14 protein-coding genes are annotated in these 17306 nt (G+C 62.9%); 1 reads left to right on the top strand and 13 read right to left on the bottom strand.

Annotated features, from left to right (window positions below; translation table 11 throughout):
• Positions 1 to 118: 118 nt before the first annotated feature.
• The 4 genes from FQ668_RS06175 to secA all read right to left on the bottom strand — a co-directional run bounded on the left by FQ668_RS06175 (position 119) and on the right by secA (position 5983).
• Positions 119 to 1063, bottom strand: coding sequence for a Nudix family hydrolase (locus FQ668_RS06175; protein WP_019439035.1), 945 nt, complete (start codon positions 1061 to 1063; stop codon positions 119 to 121).
• On the bottom strand, positions 1060 to 1692 hold the full coding sequence (locus FQ668_RS06170; RefSeq protein ID WP_014592274.1) for a glutathione S-transferase family protein: 633 nt from the start codon (positions 1690 to 1692) through the stop codon (positions 1060 to 1062). The genes FQ668_RS06175 and FQ668_RS06170 overlap by 4 nt, the downstream gene beginning before the upstream one ends.
• A 155-nt stretch (positions 1693 to 1847) precedes the next feature.
• A complete protein-coding gene (gene argJ / locus FQ668_RS06160) occupies positions 1848 to 3065 on the bottom strand; it encodes a bifunctional glutamate N-acetyltransferase/amino-acid acetyltransferase ArgJ (protein WP_019439036.1) in 1218 nt (405 codons plus the stop codon).
• Between the two features lie 182 nt (positions 3066 to 3247).
• Positions 3248 to 5983: a preprotein translocase subunit SecA gene (gene secA / locus FQ668_RS06155; protein WP_019439037.1), complete on the bottom strand. Its 2736-nt coding sequence runs from the start codon at positions 5981 to 5983 to the stop codon at positions 3248 to 3250.
• A 371-nt stretch (positions 5984 to 6354) separates the two neighbouring features.
• On the opposite strand from secA, the gene FQ668_RS06150 reads away from it, so the two are divergent.
• The gene (locus tag FQ668_RS06150) at positions 6355 to 6810 is read left to right on the top strand and encodes a DUF721 domain-containing protein (protein ID WP_014592276.1); all 456 of its coding nucleotides are present in this window, start codon (positions 6355 to 6357) and stop codon (positions 6808 to 6810) included.
• 47 nt (positions 6811 to 6857) lie between these two features.
• Here FQ668_RS06150 and lpxC read toward each other — a convergent pair whose 3' ends face one another.
• The 9 genes from lpxC to murD form a co-directional block, all read right to left on the bottom strand.
• On the bottom strand, positions 6858 to 7769 hold the full coding sequence (lpxC, locus tag FQ668_RS06145; RefSeq protein ID WP_003251873.1) for a UDP-3-O-acyl-N-acetylglucosamine deacetylase: 912 nt from the start codon (positions 7767 to 7769) through the stop codon (positions 6858 to 6860).
• A 112-nt stretch (positions 7770 to 7881) separates the two neighbouring features.
• On the bottom strand, positions 7882 to 9078 hold the full coding sequence (ftsZ, locus tag FQ668_RS06140) for a cell division protein FtsZ (RefSeq protein ID WP_003251871.1): 1197 nt from the start codon (positions 9076 to 9078) through the stop codon (positions 7882 to 7884).
• A 55-nt stretch (positions 9079 to 9133) separates the two neighbouring features.
• Positions 9134 to 10396, bottom strand: a complete 1263-nt coding sequence (gene ftsA / locus FQ668_RS06135) for a cell division protein FtsA (RefSeq protein WP_003251867.1) — start codon at positions 10394 to 10396, stop codon at positions 9134 to 9136.
• A 14-nt stretch (positions 10397 to 10410) separates the two neighbouring features.
• Positions 10411 to 11280 (bottom strand): cell division protein FtsQ/DivIB, encoded by an 870-nt coding sequence (locus tag FQ668_RS06130; RefSeq protein ID WP_003251865.1) that lies wholly within the window; start codon positions 11278 to 11280, stop codon positions 10411 to 10413.
• 5 nt (positions 11281 to 11285) lie between these two features.
• The gene (locus FQ668_RS06125; protein ID WP_014592278.1) at positions 11286 to 12242 is read right to left on the bottom strand and encodes a D-alanine--D-alanine ligase; all 957 of its coding nucleotides are present in this window, start codon (positions 12240 to 12242) and stop codon (positions 11286 to 11288) included.
• Positions 12239 to 13687, bottom strand: a complete 1449-nt coding sequence (gene murC, locus FQ668_RS06120; RefSeq protein ID WP_010952455.1) for a UDP-N-acetylmuramate--L-alanine ligase — start codon at positions 13685 to 13687, stop codon at positions 12239 to 12241. Before murC ends, FQ668_RS06125 begins: the two co-directional genes overlap by 4 nt.
• The gene (murG, locus tag FQ668_RS06115; protein WP_003251858.1) at positions 13680 to 14759 is read right to left on the bottom strand and encodes an undecaprenyldiphospho-muramoylpentapeptide beta-N-acetylglucosaminyltransferase; all 1080 of its coding nucleotides are present in this window, start codon (positions 14757 to 14759) and stop codon (positions 13680 to 13682) included. The genes murC and murG overlap by 8 nt, the downstream gene beginning before the upstream one ends.
• Positions 14749 to 15960, bottom strand: a complete 1212-nt coding sequence (ftsW, locus tag FQ668_RS06110; RefSeq protein WP_172830961.1) for a putative lipid II flippase FtsW — start codon at positions 15958 to 15960, stop codon at positions 14749 to 14751. Before ftsW ends, murG begins: the two co-directional genes overlap by 11 nt.
• Positions 15960 to 17306, bottom strand: coding sequence for a UDP-N-acetylmuramoyl-L-alanine--D-glutamate ligase (gene murD / locus FQ668_RS06105; RefSeq protein ID WP_026031974.1), 1347 nt, complete (start codon positions 17304 to 17306; stop codon positions 15960 to 15962). Before murD ends, ftsW begins: the two co-directional genes overlap by 1 nt.

The raw sequence follows: 17306 nt of genomic DNA, 5'->3' as shown, positions 1-17306 counted from the left end.
GGGAAACTGGGGTATCAGGTAGTGGCTGCGTGAGGCTTAAAAAAACAATGGGTTGCATTTTGTTTGATGAGAGCGGGCCCCGCGAATGGGCCCCGCAGCGGCCCCTGTTACAGGGGACTCAAACCTCGGGCCAGAAAGCCCGGATCCCGGCTACACCCTGTGCCCCGGCTTCCCAGGCATGCTCGCGCTCACCCGGCCCTACCCCACCCAGCAGGTAAACCGGCTTGTTGAACCCGGCAATCAACCGCTGCGCCTCATCCCATCCCAACGGCACCGCCTCTGGGTGAGTCTGGGTCGCCTGCACTGGCGACAAGGTGACAAAGTCCACCCCCATCTGCTCAGCCAGCGCCAGCTCTTCGGCACTGTGGCAGGATGCCGCCAACCAGCGCTCCTTGGGGAACGGCCGGCCCCTGGCGGCGTACTTGCGCAGCTGCGCTGCCGTCAGGTGCCAACCGGCCGCCGGGAAATCACCCAGCCATTCCAGTGGCCCTTTAAGCATCAGCTGCGCCTTGCCCGCACACAGCCCGACCGCATCCACCGCCACGTCGCGGTACTTGGGGTCGTACATGTCCGGGGCACGCAACTGGATCAGGCGAATACCATTGGCCACCGCCTTCTGGATGCCCTTGAGCATTTGCGGCACTTCCAGGCCGTCCGGGGTGATCAGGTACTGGTCCGGCAGGCGCGCAGCGGCGACGATCGGCTTGTTGGCCTCGGGGAATTCGTACTGCGGCAAATCGCGCGGGGCAACCCACTCCAGCGGCTGGCCTTCGGCACCATGCGGTTCGCCAGTGAACGCTTCGACCTCGCGCACGTCCAGCAGCACCTGCTTGTCCGAGTAGTCATGGCTGACCTTGATCAGCGCACGCGAATGGCTTACCTCGATGCCCAGCTCCTCGCGCAACTCGCGGGCAAGCGCCGCTTCGACGCTTTCGCCTTCTTCCACCTTGCCACCGGGGAACTCCCACAAGCCGCCCTGGTGCTGGGTATCGGCACGGCGTGCGATCAGAATACGGCCATCAGCGCCGCGAATGACGGCAGCCACTACATGAATCCGTTTCACGCTTCACGCTCCTCCAGGCCTGCCTGTTGCCATGCCTGGAAGGCTGGCCACTGATAAATGGTTTCGATGTAGGCTGCCGCCTCGGCGGGGACTTCTACGCGGTAGGTGCGCAGGCGCACGGCTACCGGGGCAAAGAAGGCATCGGCCAGGCTTGGCTTGCCGAACAGGAACGGGCCGCTGTCCTTGGCCACCAGACGGCATTCGGACCACAGCGCAACGATACGGTCGATGTCGATTTGTACGTCCAGCGGCACGCTGTCCAGCGCCTGGTCGCGCGACAAGTCGAACGGCATGGCGCCGCGCAGGGCAAAGAAGCCGCTATGCATCTGCGCACAGGCCGAACGGGCCTGAGCACGCGCCGCCACATCGGCAGGCCACAGCTGGGCTTCGGGGTGGCGTTCGTTGAGGTATTCGGCAATGGCCAGCGAGTCAGCGATCACACCGTGCTCGCTCTTGAGCAGCGGCACCTTGCCGGTGGAGGAGAAAGCGAGGATGCGCTGGCGGGTATCAGGCTGGTTCAGCTTGATCAGGGTTTCTTCGTAGGGCACGCCAGCCAGCTCGAGGGCCAGGGCGCCACGCAGCGACCAGGAGGAGTACAGCTTGTCGCCGATGATCAGGTGATAGCTCATGGTTCGGCTCCATCAGGTTTGTATTGCAAAACCCGCAGGCCGCTGCGCGGCCTTTCGCGGGCGAGCCCGCTCCTACAGGGACCGCACCGCTCCTGCAGGCATTGCAACACCTGTGGGAGCGGGCGTGCCCGCGAAGAGGCCTTCGGATCAGTAGATCAGGTACGGTACTCGGCGTTGATCTTCACGTACTCGTGGGACAGGTCGGTCGTCCAGATGGTTTCGCTGCACTGGCCACGGCCCAGCTCGATTCGGATGGTGATCTCTTCCTGGGCCATCACTGCCGAACCCTGCGCTTCGGTATAGCTCGGGCTGCGGCCACCTTTGCTCGCAATGCAAACGCTGTCCAGGTAAACATCGATCAGGCTCACATCCAGTTCCGGTACACCGGCACGACCTACCGCAGCGAGGATACGGCCCCAGTTCGGGTCGGAAGCGAACAGCGCGGTCTTGATCAGCGGCGAGTGGGCCACGGCGTAGCCGACGTCCAGGCACTCCTGGTGGTTGCCACCACCGTTGACCTGCACGGTCACGAACTTGGTCGCGCCTTCGCCGTCACGGACAATGGCCTGGGCCACTTCCATGCACACTTCGAACACGGCCTTTTTCAGCGCTTCGAAGAGCGCGCCGCTGGCTTCGGTCACTTCCGGCAGGTCGGCCTTGCCGGTAGCGATCAGCATGCAGCAATCGTTGGTCGAAGTGTCACCATCGATCGTGATGCGGTTGAACGACTTGTTGGCGCCGTCCAGCAGCAGGTCCTTGAGGACGTTTGGCGCCACCTTGGCGTCGGTGGCGATGTAGCCCAGCATGGTCGCCATGTTCGGGCGGATCATGCCTGCACCCTTGCTGATACCGGTGACGGTAACGGTGACGCCATCGTGCTGGAACTGGCGGCTGGCCCCTTTGGGCAGGGTGTCGGTGGTCATGATGCCGGTAGCGGCCTCAGCCCAGTTGTTCTCCGACAGGTTGTCGAGGGCGGCCTGCAGCGCGCCTTCGATCTTTTCGACCGGCAGCGGCTCGCCAATCACGCCGGTGGAGAACGGCAGTACCGACTCGGCCGGTACGCCAGCCAGTTCGGCCAGCTTGGCGCAGGTGCGCTCGGCGGCGGCCAGGCCTGGCGCGCCGGTGCCGGCGTTGGCATTTCCCGTGTTGGTCAGCAGGTAGCGCACGGTGCCCTGTACACGCTGCTTGGACAGGATCACCGGCGCCGCGCAGAAGGCGTTGAGGGTGAACACGCCCGCCACGCTGGAGCCTTCGGCACAGCGCATGACCACCACATCCTTGCGCCCCGGGCGCTTGATACCGGCAGAAGCGATACCGAGTTCAAAACCCGGAACCGGGTGCAGGGTGGGCAAAGGACCAAGACCAACAGCCATTAGAGCGCTCCTAGAAAAAACGATGATGTCGAAAAAGGGGCCGCTTCGCGCCCCATCGCGACACAAGGCCGCCCCCACAAGGATCGCGCCCGTTCATGGACGAGCGCGGTACCTGTGGGAGCGGCCTTGTGTCGCGAAAGGGCCGCAAAGCGACCCCAGGCTTGTACAACGTAAGGTTCAGATCACTCGATCTGACCGTGGCAATGCTTGAACTTCTTGCCCGAACCACACCAGCACGGCTCGTTGCGGCCCAGCTTCTGGTCATTGCGTACTGGCGCCGAGGCTACCGCTACTTCGGCACCCTCCTCGCTAAGTTGCTCACTTTCCAGGCCCGGTGCAGCGGCGTGCTGGAACTGCATGCGACTCGCCAGCTCTTCGGCCTCGCGGCGCAGGCGGGCTTCTTCTTCGGCCGGGTCTTCGCGGCGAACCTGTACGTGTGACAGCACGCGGATGGTGTCGCGCTTGATCGACTCCAACAGCTCCTGGAACAGGCTGAACGACTCGCGCTTGTACTCCTGCTTCGGGTTCTTCTGCGCATAACCACGCAGGTGAATACCGTGACGCAGGTGGTCCATGGTCGACAGGTGGTCTTTCCACAGGTCGTCCAGTACGCGCAGCAGAATCTGCTTCTCGAAGGTTCGCAGGGCCTCGAGACCGGCCTGGTCTTCCTTCTCGGTGTAGGCAGTGGTGATCTCGTTCAGCAGCTTCTCGCGCAAGGTCTCTTCGTAGAGGTGATCGTCCTCGTCGAGCCATTGCTGAATCGGCAACTTGATGGCGAAATCGCTGGCCAGCGAAGCCTCCAGGCCGGCTACGTCCCACTGCTCTGGCAGCGACTGCGGCGGAATGTGCTGGCTGATGGTAGCGTCCAGTACTTCCTTGCGGAATTCGACGATGGTGTCGCCAATGTTCTCGGCGGCCAGCAGGCTGTTGCGCATGTGGTAGATCACCTTGCGCTGCTCGTTGGCGACGTCGTCATATTCGAGCAATTGCTTACGAATGTCGAAGTTGCGGCCTTCGACCTTGCGCTGGGCTTTCTCGATAGCGTTGGTGACCATGCGGTGCTCGATGGCCTCGCCCGACTGCATGCCCAGTGCCTTCATGAAGTTCTTCACCCGGTCAGAGGCGAAGATGCGCATCAGGCTGTCTTCCAGCGACAGGTAGAAGCGGCTGGAACCCGGGTCGCCCTGACGACCGGAGCGGCCGCGCAGCTGGTTGTCGATACGGCGCGATTCGTGGCGCTCGGAAGCGATTACATGCAGGCCACCCGTCTCGATCACTTGCTGGTGACGCTTCTGCCAGTCGGCCTTGATCTGGGCGATCTGCTCGGCTGTCGGGTTTTCCAGGGCAGCCACTTCGGCTTCCCAGTTACCGCCCAGCAGGATGTCGGTACCACGGCCAGCCATGTTGGTGGCGATGGTCAGTGCACCGGGCGCGCCTGCTTGCGCGATGATCTCGGCTTCCTTCTCGTGATACTTGGCGTTGAGCACCTTGTGGTCGATCCCTTCCTTTTTCAGGAGGTTGGACATGTGCTCGGAAGTTTCAATGGTCGCGGTACCTACCAGCACCGGACGGCCCAGCTTCATGCTTTCCTTGATGTCGGCGATGATCGCGGCGTATTTCTCGTCAGCGGTCAGGTACACCAGGTCGTTGTAGTCCTTGCGCGCCAGTGGCTTGTTCGGCGGAATGACCATCACGTTCAGGCCGTAGATCGACTGGAACTCGAATGCTTCGGTGTCGGCGGTACCGGTCATGCCGGACAGCTTGGTGTACAGGCGGAAGTAGTTCTGGAAGGTGGTCGAAGCCAGGGTCTGGCTCTCGGCCTGGATGTTCAGGTTCTCTTTGGCCTCGATGGCCTGGTGCAGGCCCTCGGACAGGCGACGGCCCGGCATGGTACGGCCGGTGTGTTCGTCGATCAGCAGAACCTGGCCGTCCTGGACGATGTACTCGACGTTACGGTGGAACAGCTTGTGTGCGCGAAGACCGGCGTAGACGTGTGTCAGCAAGCCCAGGTTGTGCGCGGAGTACAGGCTCTCGCCCTCAGCCAGCAGGCCCGCCTGGGCCAGCATTTCTTCGATGAACTGGTGACCGGCTTCGTTCAGCTCCACCTGGCGACTCTTCTCGTCGATGGTGAAGTGGCCTTCCTGGGTGACCTGGCCTTCGACCTCTTCGATGTGCTGGGTGAGGCGCGGGATCAGGCGGTTGATCTCGATGTACAGCTTGGAGCTGTCCTCGGCCTGACCGGAAATGATCAGCGGGGTACGCGCTTCGTCGATGAGGATGGAGTCGACTTCGTCGATCACGGCGAAGTTCAGTTCACGCTGGAACTTCTCGTCCTGGCTGAACGCCATGTTGTCGCGCAGGTAGTCGAACCCGAATTCGTTGTTGGTGCCGTAGGTGATGTCGGCCGCATAGGCGGCGCGCTTTTCTTCCGGCGGCTGGAAGGCAGAGACGATACCGACCGACAGACCGAGGAATTCGTACAGCGGGCGCATCCAGTTGGCGTCACGGCGCGCCAGGTAGTCGTTGACGGTGACCACATGCACGCCCTTGCCGGACAATGCGTTGAGGTAGACGGCCAGGGTACCGACCAAGGTCTTGCCTTCACCGGTGCGCATTTCTGCGATCATACCCTCGTGCAGGGTCATGCCGCCGATCAGCTGCACATCGAAATGGCGCATGCCCATTACGCGCTTGCCGGCCTCGCGGGCCACGGCGAAGGCTTCGGGCAGCAATTGGTCCAGTGTCTCGCCTTTGGCCAGGCGCTCCTTGAACTCTGCAGTCTTGCCCCGCAGTTGCTCGTCGGAGAGGGCCACCATCTTCTCTTCGAAGGCATTGACGATACTCACCGTCTTGAGCATGCGTTTGACTTCACGCTCGTTCTTGCTTCCAAAAAGTTTTTTTAACAAAGGCGCAAACATATCGGCAGGATCTTCCACACGTAGGGATGGAGGGCGGCCCCATGAGTCGCCCGTGCAGCCCATAGGCCGCATGCGAACGAGCATTCTACCCGGAAACGATGGTGAGGAAAGTGGTGGATTTCCACGATGCTGATACAGCGTTTTGGCGGGGGCCTGTTTTAGATAGGGGCATTTTCCCTGAGTTCAAGGCCCGGGATCATGAAACGTATCGAGAATGACTCCTATCTTGTGTCGCCCGTACCGGCCTCTTCGCGGGCAAGCCCGCTCCTACGAGGTATCGATAACCCTGTAGGAGCGGGTTCACCCGCGAAGAGGCCGGCACAGGCAACGGAGATGTTAGACTGTGCCCACGTCACCTCACGCGTACCCCCATGGCCTACAAACCCTCCCCCGCCCAGCCGCCCTCCGCCCTGCTGCGCCAGGTGCGCCCGCTGCGCCTGCTGCTGAACCAGGCCGAGCGCCTGGAACACTTGCAGCGCCTGCTGGAAAGCCAGTTGCAACCGGCTGCCCGCGAGCACTGCCATGTGGCGTCCTGGCGCGATGGTACTTTGTTGCTGGTGGTTACCGACGGCCATTGGGCAACCCGCCTGCGCTACCAGCAGAAGCGCTTGTTGGCGGCCCTGCAGGCCATGGAAGCATTCGGCAACCTCAGGCGCATCCTGTACAAGGTGCAACCGCCGCTGGTACCGGCCAAGCGTGGCGGGCATGCGGCCGAGCTTTCGAACAGCGCGGCCGAGAGCCTGCGTGACACCGCCGAGGGCATTACCGACCCCAAACTGCGCGCAGCACTGGAACGGTTGGCCGCCCACGCCGAGGGCAAGCCATAAAAAAGGCCACCCGAAGGTGGCCTTAATGAACTAGAGAGTGTTCGAACTTACACGGCCGCAACAGGGCGCATGTACGAGATCGGTGCCGTACTGGCATCTTCGAAAGTGACCACTTCCCAGGCATCGGTTTCAGCAATCAGCTTGCGCAACAGCTGGTTGTTCAGCGCGTGGCCGGACTTGAAGCCCTTGAACTCGCCGATCAGGCTGTTGCCCAGCAGGTACAGATCGCCGATGGCGTCGAGGATCTTGTGCTTGACGAATTCGTCTTCGTAACGAAGGCCGTCTTCGTTGAGCACGCCGTCCTCATCGACCACGATGGCGTTCTCGACACTGCCACCCAACGCAAGGTTGTGCTTGCGCAGGTACTCGATGTCACGCATGAAACCAAAAGTACGCGCGCGGCTGACTTCCTTCACGAACGACGTGCTGGAAAAGTCGACGCTGGCGCTCTGGGTCCGGTTGCGAAGCACCGGGTGATCGAAATCGATCTCGAAGCTCACCTTGAAACCTTCGAAAGGCAGGAACGTGGCGCGCTTGTCGCCCTCTTCCACGGTTACCTCACGCAGGATGCGGATGAACTTCTTGGCTGCGTCCTGTTCTTCCAGGCCGGCAGACTGAATCAGGAATACAAAAGGACCGGCGCTGCCATCCATGATCGGCACTTCCGAGGCGGAGAGCTCGACGTAGGCGTTATCGATGCCCAAACCCGCCATGGCGGAGAGCAGGTGCTCGACCGTATCGACCTTGACGTCACCGTTGACCAACGTCGTCGACATGGTTGTCTCGCCGACGTTGGCCGCACGCGCAGGGATCTCGACGACAGGGTCGAGGTCGGCGCGGCGGAAGACGATGCCGGTGTCAACAGGTGCAGGCTTGAGGGTCAGGTAAACCTTCTCCCCGGAGTGCAGACCGACACCTGTGGCACGGATGGTATTCTTCAGGGTGCGTTGTTTAATCATGGCATTGGCCGCTTCAGCGCAAATTGCGAACAGGTATCAACAAAGGCTGGGGATGATAACAGACCCAACCTTTGATGAATACCAATCACCTTTATACCCCTGATAAATTCCATTAATCAGCCTGACGACGCAGGAATGCTGGGATATCGAGGTAGTCCAGGTCATCCTGAGGGTTCAGTTTAGCGGCTGCGGCAGCACCTGCATGCGCCTGGTTGCGCATGACGGTCGGGCGCTCCAGGTCACGGTAGTTGACCGCTGGCTGCTCCTGGCGTACCGGTGCAGGGTTGGACGCTTCGTACGCCTGCTGGGCAGTCTGCAGGGTATTGTCGACCACCTTCACAGGCTTCTCGATGCGTGCGCCCAGACCAGTGGCCACCACGGTCACGTGCAGTTCGTCACGCATGTCCGGGTCGATCACGGTGCCGACCTTGACCATGGCGTGGTCAGAGGCGAAGGCTTCGATGATGCTACCCACATCGGAGTACTCACCCAGCGACAGGTCCGGGCCTGCGGTGATGTTCACCAGGATGCCACGGGCGCCCTGCAGGTTGACGTCTTCCAGCAGCGGGTTGCGAATCGCCGCCTCGGTGGCTTCACGCGCACGGTTCGGGCCGCTGGCGCAGCCAGTACCCATCATGGCCATGCCCATTTCACCCATTACGGTGCGCACGTCGGCGAAGTCGACGTTGATCATGCCTGGGCGCTTGATGATGTCGGAGATACCGCGTACGGCACCAGCCAGTACATCGTCAGCCTTGGCGAAGGCGGACAGCAGGCTGGCATCCTTGCCCAGGATGGTCAGCAGCTTCTCGTTGGGGATGGTGATCAACGAGTCGACGCTTTCAGCCAGCATGCGGATGCCTTCATCGGCGATCTGCATGCGCTTGCGGCCTTCGAACGGGAACGGACGGGTCACCACTGCTACGGTGAGAATACCCATTTCCTTGGCCACTTCGGCAATGATTGGCGCTGCACCGGTACCGGTACCGCCACCCATGCCGGTGGTGATGAACACCATGTTGGTGCCCTGCAGCACTTCGGCGATGCGCTCACGGTCTTCCAGCGCGGCCTGACGGCCGACTTCCGGATTGGCACCGGCACCCAGGCCCTTGGTCACACCCGTGCCCAATTGCAGGATGGTGCGCGCGCCAATGTTTTTCAGCGCCTGGGCATCGGTGTTGGCGCAGATGAATTCCACGCCTTCGATGCTGCTCTTGACCATGTGATTGACGGCGTTGCCGCCACCACCACCAACGCCGATCACTTTAATGACCGGACTTTGCGGGACGTTGTCTACGAGCTCGAACATTTTCCCTCTCCTTACAGTTCTCTAGTTGTTGCGCCTACCACTACTGCTTTGAAACTTAGAAGTTGCCCTGGACCCACTTCTTGAAGCGTTCAAGCACTGGGGCCTTCGGTTCATCGCCATAGCTGTTGCTGCTGCTGTTGCTGTTACCGGTCAGGGCCAAATCCTCGGACTGCTTCAGCAGGCCGTAGGTGAGCAAGCCGACGCCAGTGGAATAGATCGGGTTGCGCACCACGTCGCTCAGCCCCCGAACGCTGTGCGGCACGCCCAGGCGTACCGGCATGTGGAAGATTTCCTCGGCCAGTTCCACGGCGCCTTCCATCTTCGCGGTGCCGCCGGTGAGGACGATGCCGGCGGGCACCAGGTCTTCGTAGCCACTGCGGCGCAGTTCGGCCTGGATCAGGGTGAAGAGCTCGTCGTAACGTGGCTCCACCACCTCGGCCAGGGCCTGGCGCGACAGCTCGCGCGGTGGGCGATCGCCCACGCTCGGCACCTTGATGGTCTCGCCAGCGCCAGCCAGTTTGGCCAAGGCACAGGCGTAGCGGATCTTGATTTCTTCGGCGTACTGGGTCGGTGTACGCAGGGCCATGGCGATGTCGTTGGTCACCTGGTCGCCAGCAATCGGGATGACCGCCGTGTGGCGGATGGCACCCTCGGTGAAGATGGCGATGTCAGTGGTGCCGCCACCGATGTCCACCAGGCACACGCCCAGCTCTTTTTCATCATCGGTCAGTACCGAGTAGGCCGAGGCCAGCTGCTCGAGGATGATGTCGTCGATTTCCAGGCCGCAGCGGCGCACACACTTCTCGATGTTCTGGGCGGCGTTGACTGCGCAAGTGACCACGTGAACCTTGGCTTCCAGGCGCACACCAGACATGCCCAGCGGCTCGCGCACGCCTTCCTGGTTGTCGATCACGTAGTCCTGCGGCAAGGTATGCAGCACGCGCTGGTCGGCCGGAATCGCCACGGCCTGGGCAGCGTCGAGTACGCGCTCCAGGTCGGCCAGGCTGACTTCGCGGTCACGGATGGCGACGATGCCGTGGGAGTTCAGGCTGCGGATGTGGTTACCGGCCACACCGACGAACGCCGAGTGGATACGGCAGCCGGCCATCAGCTGCGCCTCTTCCACGGCGCGCTGGATCGACTGCACGGTGGACTCGATGTTCACCACCACGCCTTTTTTCAGGCCACGGGACGGATGGGTGCCGATCCCGACGATTTCCAGGGTGCCGTCTTCGCCCACTTCGCCCACCAGCGCCACCACCTTGGAGGTGCCAATGTCCAGCCCGACGATCATTTTGCCGCTATGCGCGTTTGCCATGGTCCTGCCTCTCTCTAATTCTTCGCAACGGCGGGTTGGGCCGTCGTCGGTGCAATCGGTTCCCGCCAACCAACGGCAAGTCCGTTGGAATAACGCAGATCAATGCGGGCGATAGTGGTGATCTGGTCTTTGAGTGTCTTGTCGTAAATGGCAATGAAACGGCGCATCTTCTCCACCAGATGATCGCGCCCCAGCAGCAACTCGATGCCTGGCCCGGCACTGCTCGCACCGGTGGTCAGGAACCAGCTGCCTCGCTCGCGCAGCTCCAGGCGAGCGATGGAAAAGCCCAAGGGGCGCAGCATCTGGCTCAATACCTGATACTGCTGCATGACTTGTTGCTGAGCACGCTGCGGCCCGGCCAGCTGCGGCAGGTGCTCATAGTTGGCCAGCTCGCGCGGGGTGAAAGCCTGACCCTGGTTGTTGAGCAGGGCTGCGTCCCCCCAGCGTGCCACCGGCAGTTGCTCTTCAAGGCGGATCACCACCTCGTCGGGCCACACCCGGCGCACTTCGGCGTGGGCGATCCACGGCATCTGCTCGAGCTCGGCGCGCATCGCCGGCAGGTCGACGCTGAAGAAGCTCGCCGCCACGTAGGGCGCGATACGCTGCTGCACCGATTGCTGACTGATGTAGCTGAGGTCACCCTGCACATCGATCTTGGTGATCGGGCGGTCGGCGTACGGCATCAGGCGAATGGCGCCCTCGTAGGCACCAAAGCCGGCCGCCACCAGCAACACCGGCCACAGCAAGCGCTTGAGGCCGCCCAGGCTTGGCCGGGGCAGGCGCGCCGATACGGGCTCGTCGGCCACCAGCCGGCTGGCACCACGCGGCACCGGCTTGCTACGGCCGGTAACGGGTTGCTGCTGACGTATCATCGCGCCTTGCATGGTTATTAACCTCGCGTCGCCACGCTTTCGGCCAGGATTGCCAGCACCAGTTGCTGGAAGTCCAGGCCAGCCGCGCGGGCCGCCATGGGCACCAGGCTATGATCTGTCATGCCTGGTGCGGTGTTGACTTCGAGCAGCCAGAACCGGCCCTGCTCGTCCTGCATCACGTCCAGCCGCCCCCAGCCTTCGATGCCAATGGCATCGCAGGCGCGCGCGGTCAGGTCGATCAGTTCCTGTTCCTTGACGCTATCCAGCCCGCACGGGATGCGGTACTGGGTATCGTTGGCGATGTACTTGGCGTCGTAGTCGTAGAACACGTGCGGCGTACCCAGGGCGATCGGCGGCAGCACCTGGCCGCGCAGTACCGCGATGGTGAACTCCGGGCCGTGGATCCACTGCTCCACCAGTACCTGGGAATCGTATTTGGCGGCGTCCTGCCAGGCGGCGACCAGTTCCTGGGCGCTGTTCACCTTGGCCATGCCGATGCTAGAGCCTTCATGGGCGGGTTTGACGATAAGCGGGAAGCCCAGTTCCGTACTGGCCTGCAAACAATCGCTTTCGCTCGCCAGCACCGCGTGGCGTGGCGTGGGAATGCCCAGGCTCTGCCACACCTGCTTGGTGCGCAGCTTGTCCATCGCCAGCGCCGAAGCCAGGATGCCGCTGCCGGTGTAGGGGATGCCCAGGCACTCCAGCAAACCTTGCATGCTCCCGTCTTCACCGCCACGGCCGTGGAGGATGATGAAGGCGCGGTCGATCTTCTCGCTCTGCAGGCGAGCGAGCAGGTCGTCACCGACGTCGATGGCGACCACGTCGACGCCGGCAGTGCTCAGCGCATCGATCACTGCCGCGCCGGATTTCAGCGACACCTCACGCTCGGCGCTCTTGCCACCGTACAGAACGGCGACGCGGCCGAACGCCTTGACGTCCAGGGTCGAGTGCAGCTTGTCGTAGGCGCTGGTCATTTCGACTTCTCCTGCTTGGCGCCTGCGAACAGCGGGCTTTTCATCAACTGGGGGGCCAGGCCGCCGACATCACCGGCACCCTGGCAGAGCAGGATGTCGCCAGCGCGCAGCAGTGGCTTGACCAGCGGTGCCAGTTCGGCGCCGCGCTCGATGTAGATCGGGTCCAGCTTGCCGCGCTGGCGGATGCTGTGGCACAGCTGACGGCTGTCGGCACCGGGGATCGGCTCTTCGCCGGCCGGGTAGACTTCCATCAGCAGCAGCACGTTGGCATCGCCCAGTACCTGGACGAAATCGTCGTACAGGTCACGGGTGCGGCTGTAGCGGTGCGGCTGGTAGACGATCACCAGGCGGCGGCTTGGCCAGCCACCGCGCACAGCCTTGATCACCGCCGCCACTTCGGTGGGGTGATGGCCGTAGTCGTCGACCAGCATCACACTGCCGCCCTCGACCGGCAGCTCGCCGTATACCTGGAAGCGACGACCAACACCCTGGAAGCCGGACAGGCCCTGGACGATAGCCTCGTCAGTAATGCCTTCGTCAGTGGCGATGGCGATGGTAGCCAGGGCGTTGAGCACGTTGTGGTTGCCGGGCATGTTCACCGAAACCTCCAACGGCTCGCGGTCACGGCGCAGCACGGTGAAGTGGGTCTGCATGCCCTGCTGACGCACATTGATGGCGCGGATGTCGGCCTCTTCGCTGAAGCCGTAGGTCACGGTAGGACGCTTGACCTGCGGCAGGATCTCGCGAACCACCGGGTCGTCCAGGCACATCACCGCCAAACCATAGAACGGCAGGTTGTGCAGGAACTCGACGAAGGTTTTCTTCAGCTTGTTGAAGTCACCTTCGTAGGTCGCCATGTGGTCGGCGTCGATGTTGGTGACAACCGCCACCATCGGCTGCAGGTGCAGGAAGCTGGCATCGCTTTCGTCTGCTTCAGCGATCAAGTAGCGGCTGGTGCCCAGCTGCGCATTGGTGCCGGCAGCGGTAAGGCGGCCACCAATGACGAAGGTCGGGTCCAGGCCACCGGCGGCGAACACTGAAGCCAGCAGGCTGGTCGTGGTGGTCTTGCCGTGTGTACCGGCAACGGCCACGCCATGGCGGTAACGCATCAGCTCGGCGAGCATCTCGGCACGCGGCACTACCGGTATGCGCCGCTCGAGGGCGGTGGCAACTTCCGGGTTGGCCGGGTTGATGGCGCTGGACACCACCAGCACATCGGCGGTGGCGGCGTTCTCGGCGCGGTGGCCGACGAAGATCTCAGCGCCGAAGGACTCCAGGCGTTCGGTGACCGGCGAGGCTTTAAGGTCCGAACCGGACACTTCATAGCCCAGGTTCAGCAACACTTCGGCAATACCGCACATGCCCACGCCGCCGATGCCGACGAAGTGAATACGGCGAATACGGCCCATCTTCGGCTGGGGCATGGCTTTCTGGCTCTCAACCATGGGCCACCTCCAGGCAGATATCGACCACGGTGCTGGTTGCAGCAGGTTTGGCCAGGCGCCGTGCGGTGCCAGCCATGACGTTGAGTTTCTCGGGTTGCATCAGCACCTCGTTCAGGCGTTCAGCGAGTTGCGCTGCGCCAGTTGTCGCTTGTGGCATCAGGAAGGCAGCGCCTTCGCGGGCCAGATATTGGGCGTTGTGGGTCTGGTGGTCGTCGATCGCGTGGGGCAAAGGCACCAGCATCGAAGGCAGGCCTGCTGCCGCCAGTTCGCTGACAGTCAGGGCACCGGCCCGGCACACCACCAGGTCGGCCCAGCCATAAGCTTGGGCCATGTCGTTGATGAAGGGCTCTACCTGAGCCTCGACGCCCACCTCGTGATAACGCTCGGCGGTGATCGGTGCGTGCTGCTTGCCGGCCTGGTGGAACACTTCAGGCCGCAGCGCCGCGGGCACTTCAGACAGGGCCTTAGGCAACAATTTGTTCAATGGTTCCGCACCCAGGCTGCCACCCAGCACCAACAGGCGTGCGCGGCGCTCGCCCAAGGGCACGCGTTGCGCGTCCATGAAGAGTTCCGGACGCACCGGGTTGCCGGTGGTGCGACGCTTGTCGCTGGCCTCGAAGGTGTTCGGGAAAGCTTCGCAGACCCGCGCCGAGAGGGGCACCAGCAACCGATTGGCGGTACCGGCCCTGGCGTTCTGCTCATGGATCACCAGTGGCACGCCGCACAGCCGCGCGGCCACGCCGCCGGGGCCGGTCACATAGCCGCCAAAGCCCAAGACACATACGGGCTTGAGCTGGCGAATGATGCGCCGTGCCTGCAGCACGGCCTTGACCAACGTGAAAGGCGCCTTGAGCAACGACAACTTGCCCTTGCCGCGCAGGCCGCTGACCTGAATCAGGTGCAATGGCAAACCCGCCTGTGGCACCAACTCGTTTTCGATCCCACGTGGGGTGCCCAACCAGTGCACGCTGTAACCGCGCTTCTGGAACTCACGGGCGCAGGCCAGCGCCGGGAATACGTGCCCCCCGGTGCCGCCGGCCATGATCAATACATTTTTGCCTTCAGCGGCCATGACTGGTCTCCTCGGCAAAATCACTTTCGCTGAATTCGTGCTCCTCACTGCCCAGATGCGTGCGGCTCTCCCACTCGATGCGCAGCAACAGCCCTACGCAGGCGCAGCAGATCACCAGCGAGCTGCCCCCGTAACTGAGAAACGGCAGGGTCAGGCCCTTGGTCGGCAGCAGGCCGACGTTCACACCGATGTTGATCAGGAACTGGCCAATCCACAGGAAAGCCAGGCCGAACGCCATGTAGGCGGCAAAGAACTGTTTGGCCTTCTCGGCCCACAGGCCGATGTACAGGGCGCGCACGGTGACGAACACGAACAGCGCGACGGTCAGCAGCGAGCCGACCACGCCCAGTTCTTCCGCCAGGACCGAGAACACGAAGTCGGTGTGCGCTTCAGGCAGGTAGAACTGCTTCTGCACGCTGTTGCCCAGGCCAACGCCCAGCCACTCGCCACGGCCGAAGGCAATCAGTGCCTGGGTCAGCTGGTAGCCGGAGCCGAACTGATCGGCCCAGGGGTCGGTGAACGTAATAAGGCGCGCCATCCGGTAGGGCTGCGCCTGAACCAGAACAAATACCGCCAGCACCGCCAGCACCACCATCAGGCTGAAGCGGAACAGCCCCACCCCTCCCAAAAACAACATGGCCGCCGCCGCGCCCATCATCACCACCGTGGCGCCGAAGTCCGGTTCCATCAGCAGCAATGCGGCCATGGGCAGAAGCACGATGAACGGCTTGAAGAAGCCCATCCAGGTTTCGCGCACCTCGGTCTGTCGGCGTACCAGGTAGCCGGCCAGGTAGATGACCACGAACACCTTGGCGATTTCCGAAGGCTGTACGTTGAAGAAGCTGAAACCGATCCAGCGCATGGAGCCGTTAACCTCACGGCCGATACCCGGCACCAGTACCAGTACCAGCAAGCCGAAGGCGCCAAGCAGCATCATGAAGCCCATCCGCTGCCAAGTGGCGATCGGCACCAGGATGGTTGCACCACAGGCCACCAGGCCAAGGAACACGTACACCAGGTGGCGGAACATGTGATACAGCGGGTTGCCGGATTGTACCGCAGCCACTTCCGAGGAGGCCGAAGTAATCATCACCAGGCCCAGGCCCAGCAAGGCCAGGCAACCGGCGAGCATCGGGAAGTCCAGGTCGACGCCACGGCCGCTGATCAGCGGCGACGGGTAGGGTTTGAAGATGCCGAAGATCATGCAAGGCCTCCCGCTGCCTGGGCGAACAGGCGCCCCCGTTCCTCGAAGTTCTTGAACATGTCGAGGCTGGCGCATGCTGGCGACAGCAGCACGGCATCGCCGGCCTGGGCCAGCTCGGCACACTGCTGTACGGCATCGTCAAGGGTCTTGACCCGAACCAGTGGCACGGCATCGCCCAAGGCCTCGGCCAGGCGCTCGGCATCACGGCCAAGCAGTACCACGGCGCGGCAGAAACGCTTGACCGGCTCGCGCAGCGCAGTGAATTCAGCACCTTTGCCGTCACCACCGGCGATCAGCACCAACTTGCCTTCGATATCGGCGCCCAGGCCTTCGATGGCGGCCAGGGCTGCACCGACGTTGGTGGCCTTGGAATCGTCATACCAGTTCACGCCATTACGCTCGCGTACCCACTGGCAACGGTGGGCCAGGCCACCGAACTCGCGCAGGGCCTCGAGCATGGGCTCGAACGGCAGGCCTGCAGCATGCCCCAGGGCCAGCGCCGCCAGGGCGTTGCTCTGGTTGTGAGCACCGCGAACCTTCAGTTCGCGCGCCGGCATCAGCGTCTGGAACTCGAATGCCAGGTATTTCTCACCGTCCACTTCACGCAGGCCAAACGCTTTGAAGTCGGGCGGGTTGAGGCCGAAGGTCCAGCATGGACGGCCTTCCACCGGCAGCGGCCGGCTCAGGGCGTCCTGGCGGTTGACCACCACCTGGCGGGCACCGCGGAAAATCCGGTGCTTGGCCAGGTGGTAGGCCGGAAGGCCGCTATAGCGGTCCATGTGGTCTTCGCTGATGTTCAGAACGGTCGCCACTTCGGCGTTGAGCTGGTCAGTGGTTTCCAGCTGGAAGCTGGAAAGCTCCAGCACGTACAGCTCGATGTCATCGGCCAGCAGGTCGAGCGCCGGGGTACCGAGGTTACCGCCCACGGCCACGCGTTTGCCGGCCTTGGCGGCCATTTCACCGACCAGCGTCGTAACGGTGCTCTTGGCGTTGGAGCCGCTGATGGCAATGATCGGCGCCTTGGCATGGCGAGCAAACAGCTCTATGTCGCCAGACAGCTTCACGCCACGCGCGGCCGCCTGCTGCAAGGCCGGCGTGGCCAAGGCCAGACCGGGGCTCACGTACAACTCGTTGGCGCGGCACAGGAAGTCCACGTCCAGTTCACCACAGCGCACTTCCACCTGCGGGTAATCACGGCGCAGGGTTTCCAGTTCCGGCGGTTGCTCGCGGGTATCGGCGACCGCAAAGGCAATGCCCCGGCTCGCCAGGAAGCGAACCAGGGACATGCCGCTCTTGCCGAGGCCGACAACGATGCGGAATTGGTCGGAAGCGATCAAAGACAC

This window comes from Pseudomonas sp. Kh14 (assembly GCF_900291005.1).
Taxonomy (GTDB): Bacteria; Pseudomonadota; Gammaproteobacteria; order Pseudomonadales; family Pseudomonadaceae; genus Aquipseudomonas; species Aquipseudomonas alloputida.
Note: the sequence above shows the minus strand (reverse complement) of the source record. Positions and strands in the feature narration are given on the sequence as shown.

Coding starts and splice junctions, on each gene's coding strand:
- FQ668_RS06130 (WP_003251865.1), bottom strand. CDS start 11,280: ATGCAAGGCGCGATGATACGTCAGCAGCAACCCGTTACCGGCCGTAGC.
- murG (WP_003251858.1), bottom strand. CDS start 14,759: ATGGCCGCTGAAGGCAAAAATGTATTGATCATGGCCGGCGGCACCGGG.
- lpxC (WP_003251873.1), bottom strand. CDS start 7,769: ATGATTAAACAACGCACCCTGAAGAATACCATCCGTGCCACAGGTGTC.
- argJ (WP_019439036.1), bottom strand. CDS start 3,065: ATGGCTGTTGGTCTTGGTCCTTTGCCCACCCTGCACCCGGTTCCGGGT.
- ftsZ (WP_003251871.1), bottom strand. CDS start 9,078: ATGTTCGAGCTCGTAGACAACGTCCCGCAAAGTCCGGTCATTAAAGTG.
- secA (WP_019439037.1), bottom strand. CDS start 5,983: ATGTTTGCGCCTTTGTTAAAAAAACTTTTTGGAAGCAAGAACGAGCGT.
- ftsA (WP_003251867.1), bottom strand. CDS start 10,396: ATGGCAAACGCGCATAGCGGCAAAATGATCGTCGGGCTGGACATTGGC.
- FQ668_RS06125 (WP_014592278.1), bottom strand. CDS start 12,242: ATGACCAGCGCCTACGACAAGCTGCACTCGACCCTGGACGTCAAGGCG.
- murC (WP_010952455.1), bottom strand. CDS start 13,687: ATGGTTGAGAGCCAGAAAGCCATGCCCCAGCCGAAGATGGGCCGTATT.
- FQ668_RS06170 (WP_014592274.1), bottom strand. CDS start 1,692: ATGAGCTATCACCTGATCATCGGCGACAAGCTGTACTCCTCCTGGTCG.
- FQ668_RS06150 (WP_014592276.1), top strand. CDS start 6,355: ATGGCCTACAAACCCTCCCCCGCCCAGCCGCCCTCCGCCCTGCTGCGC.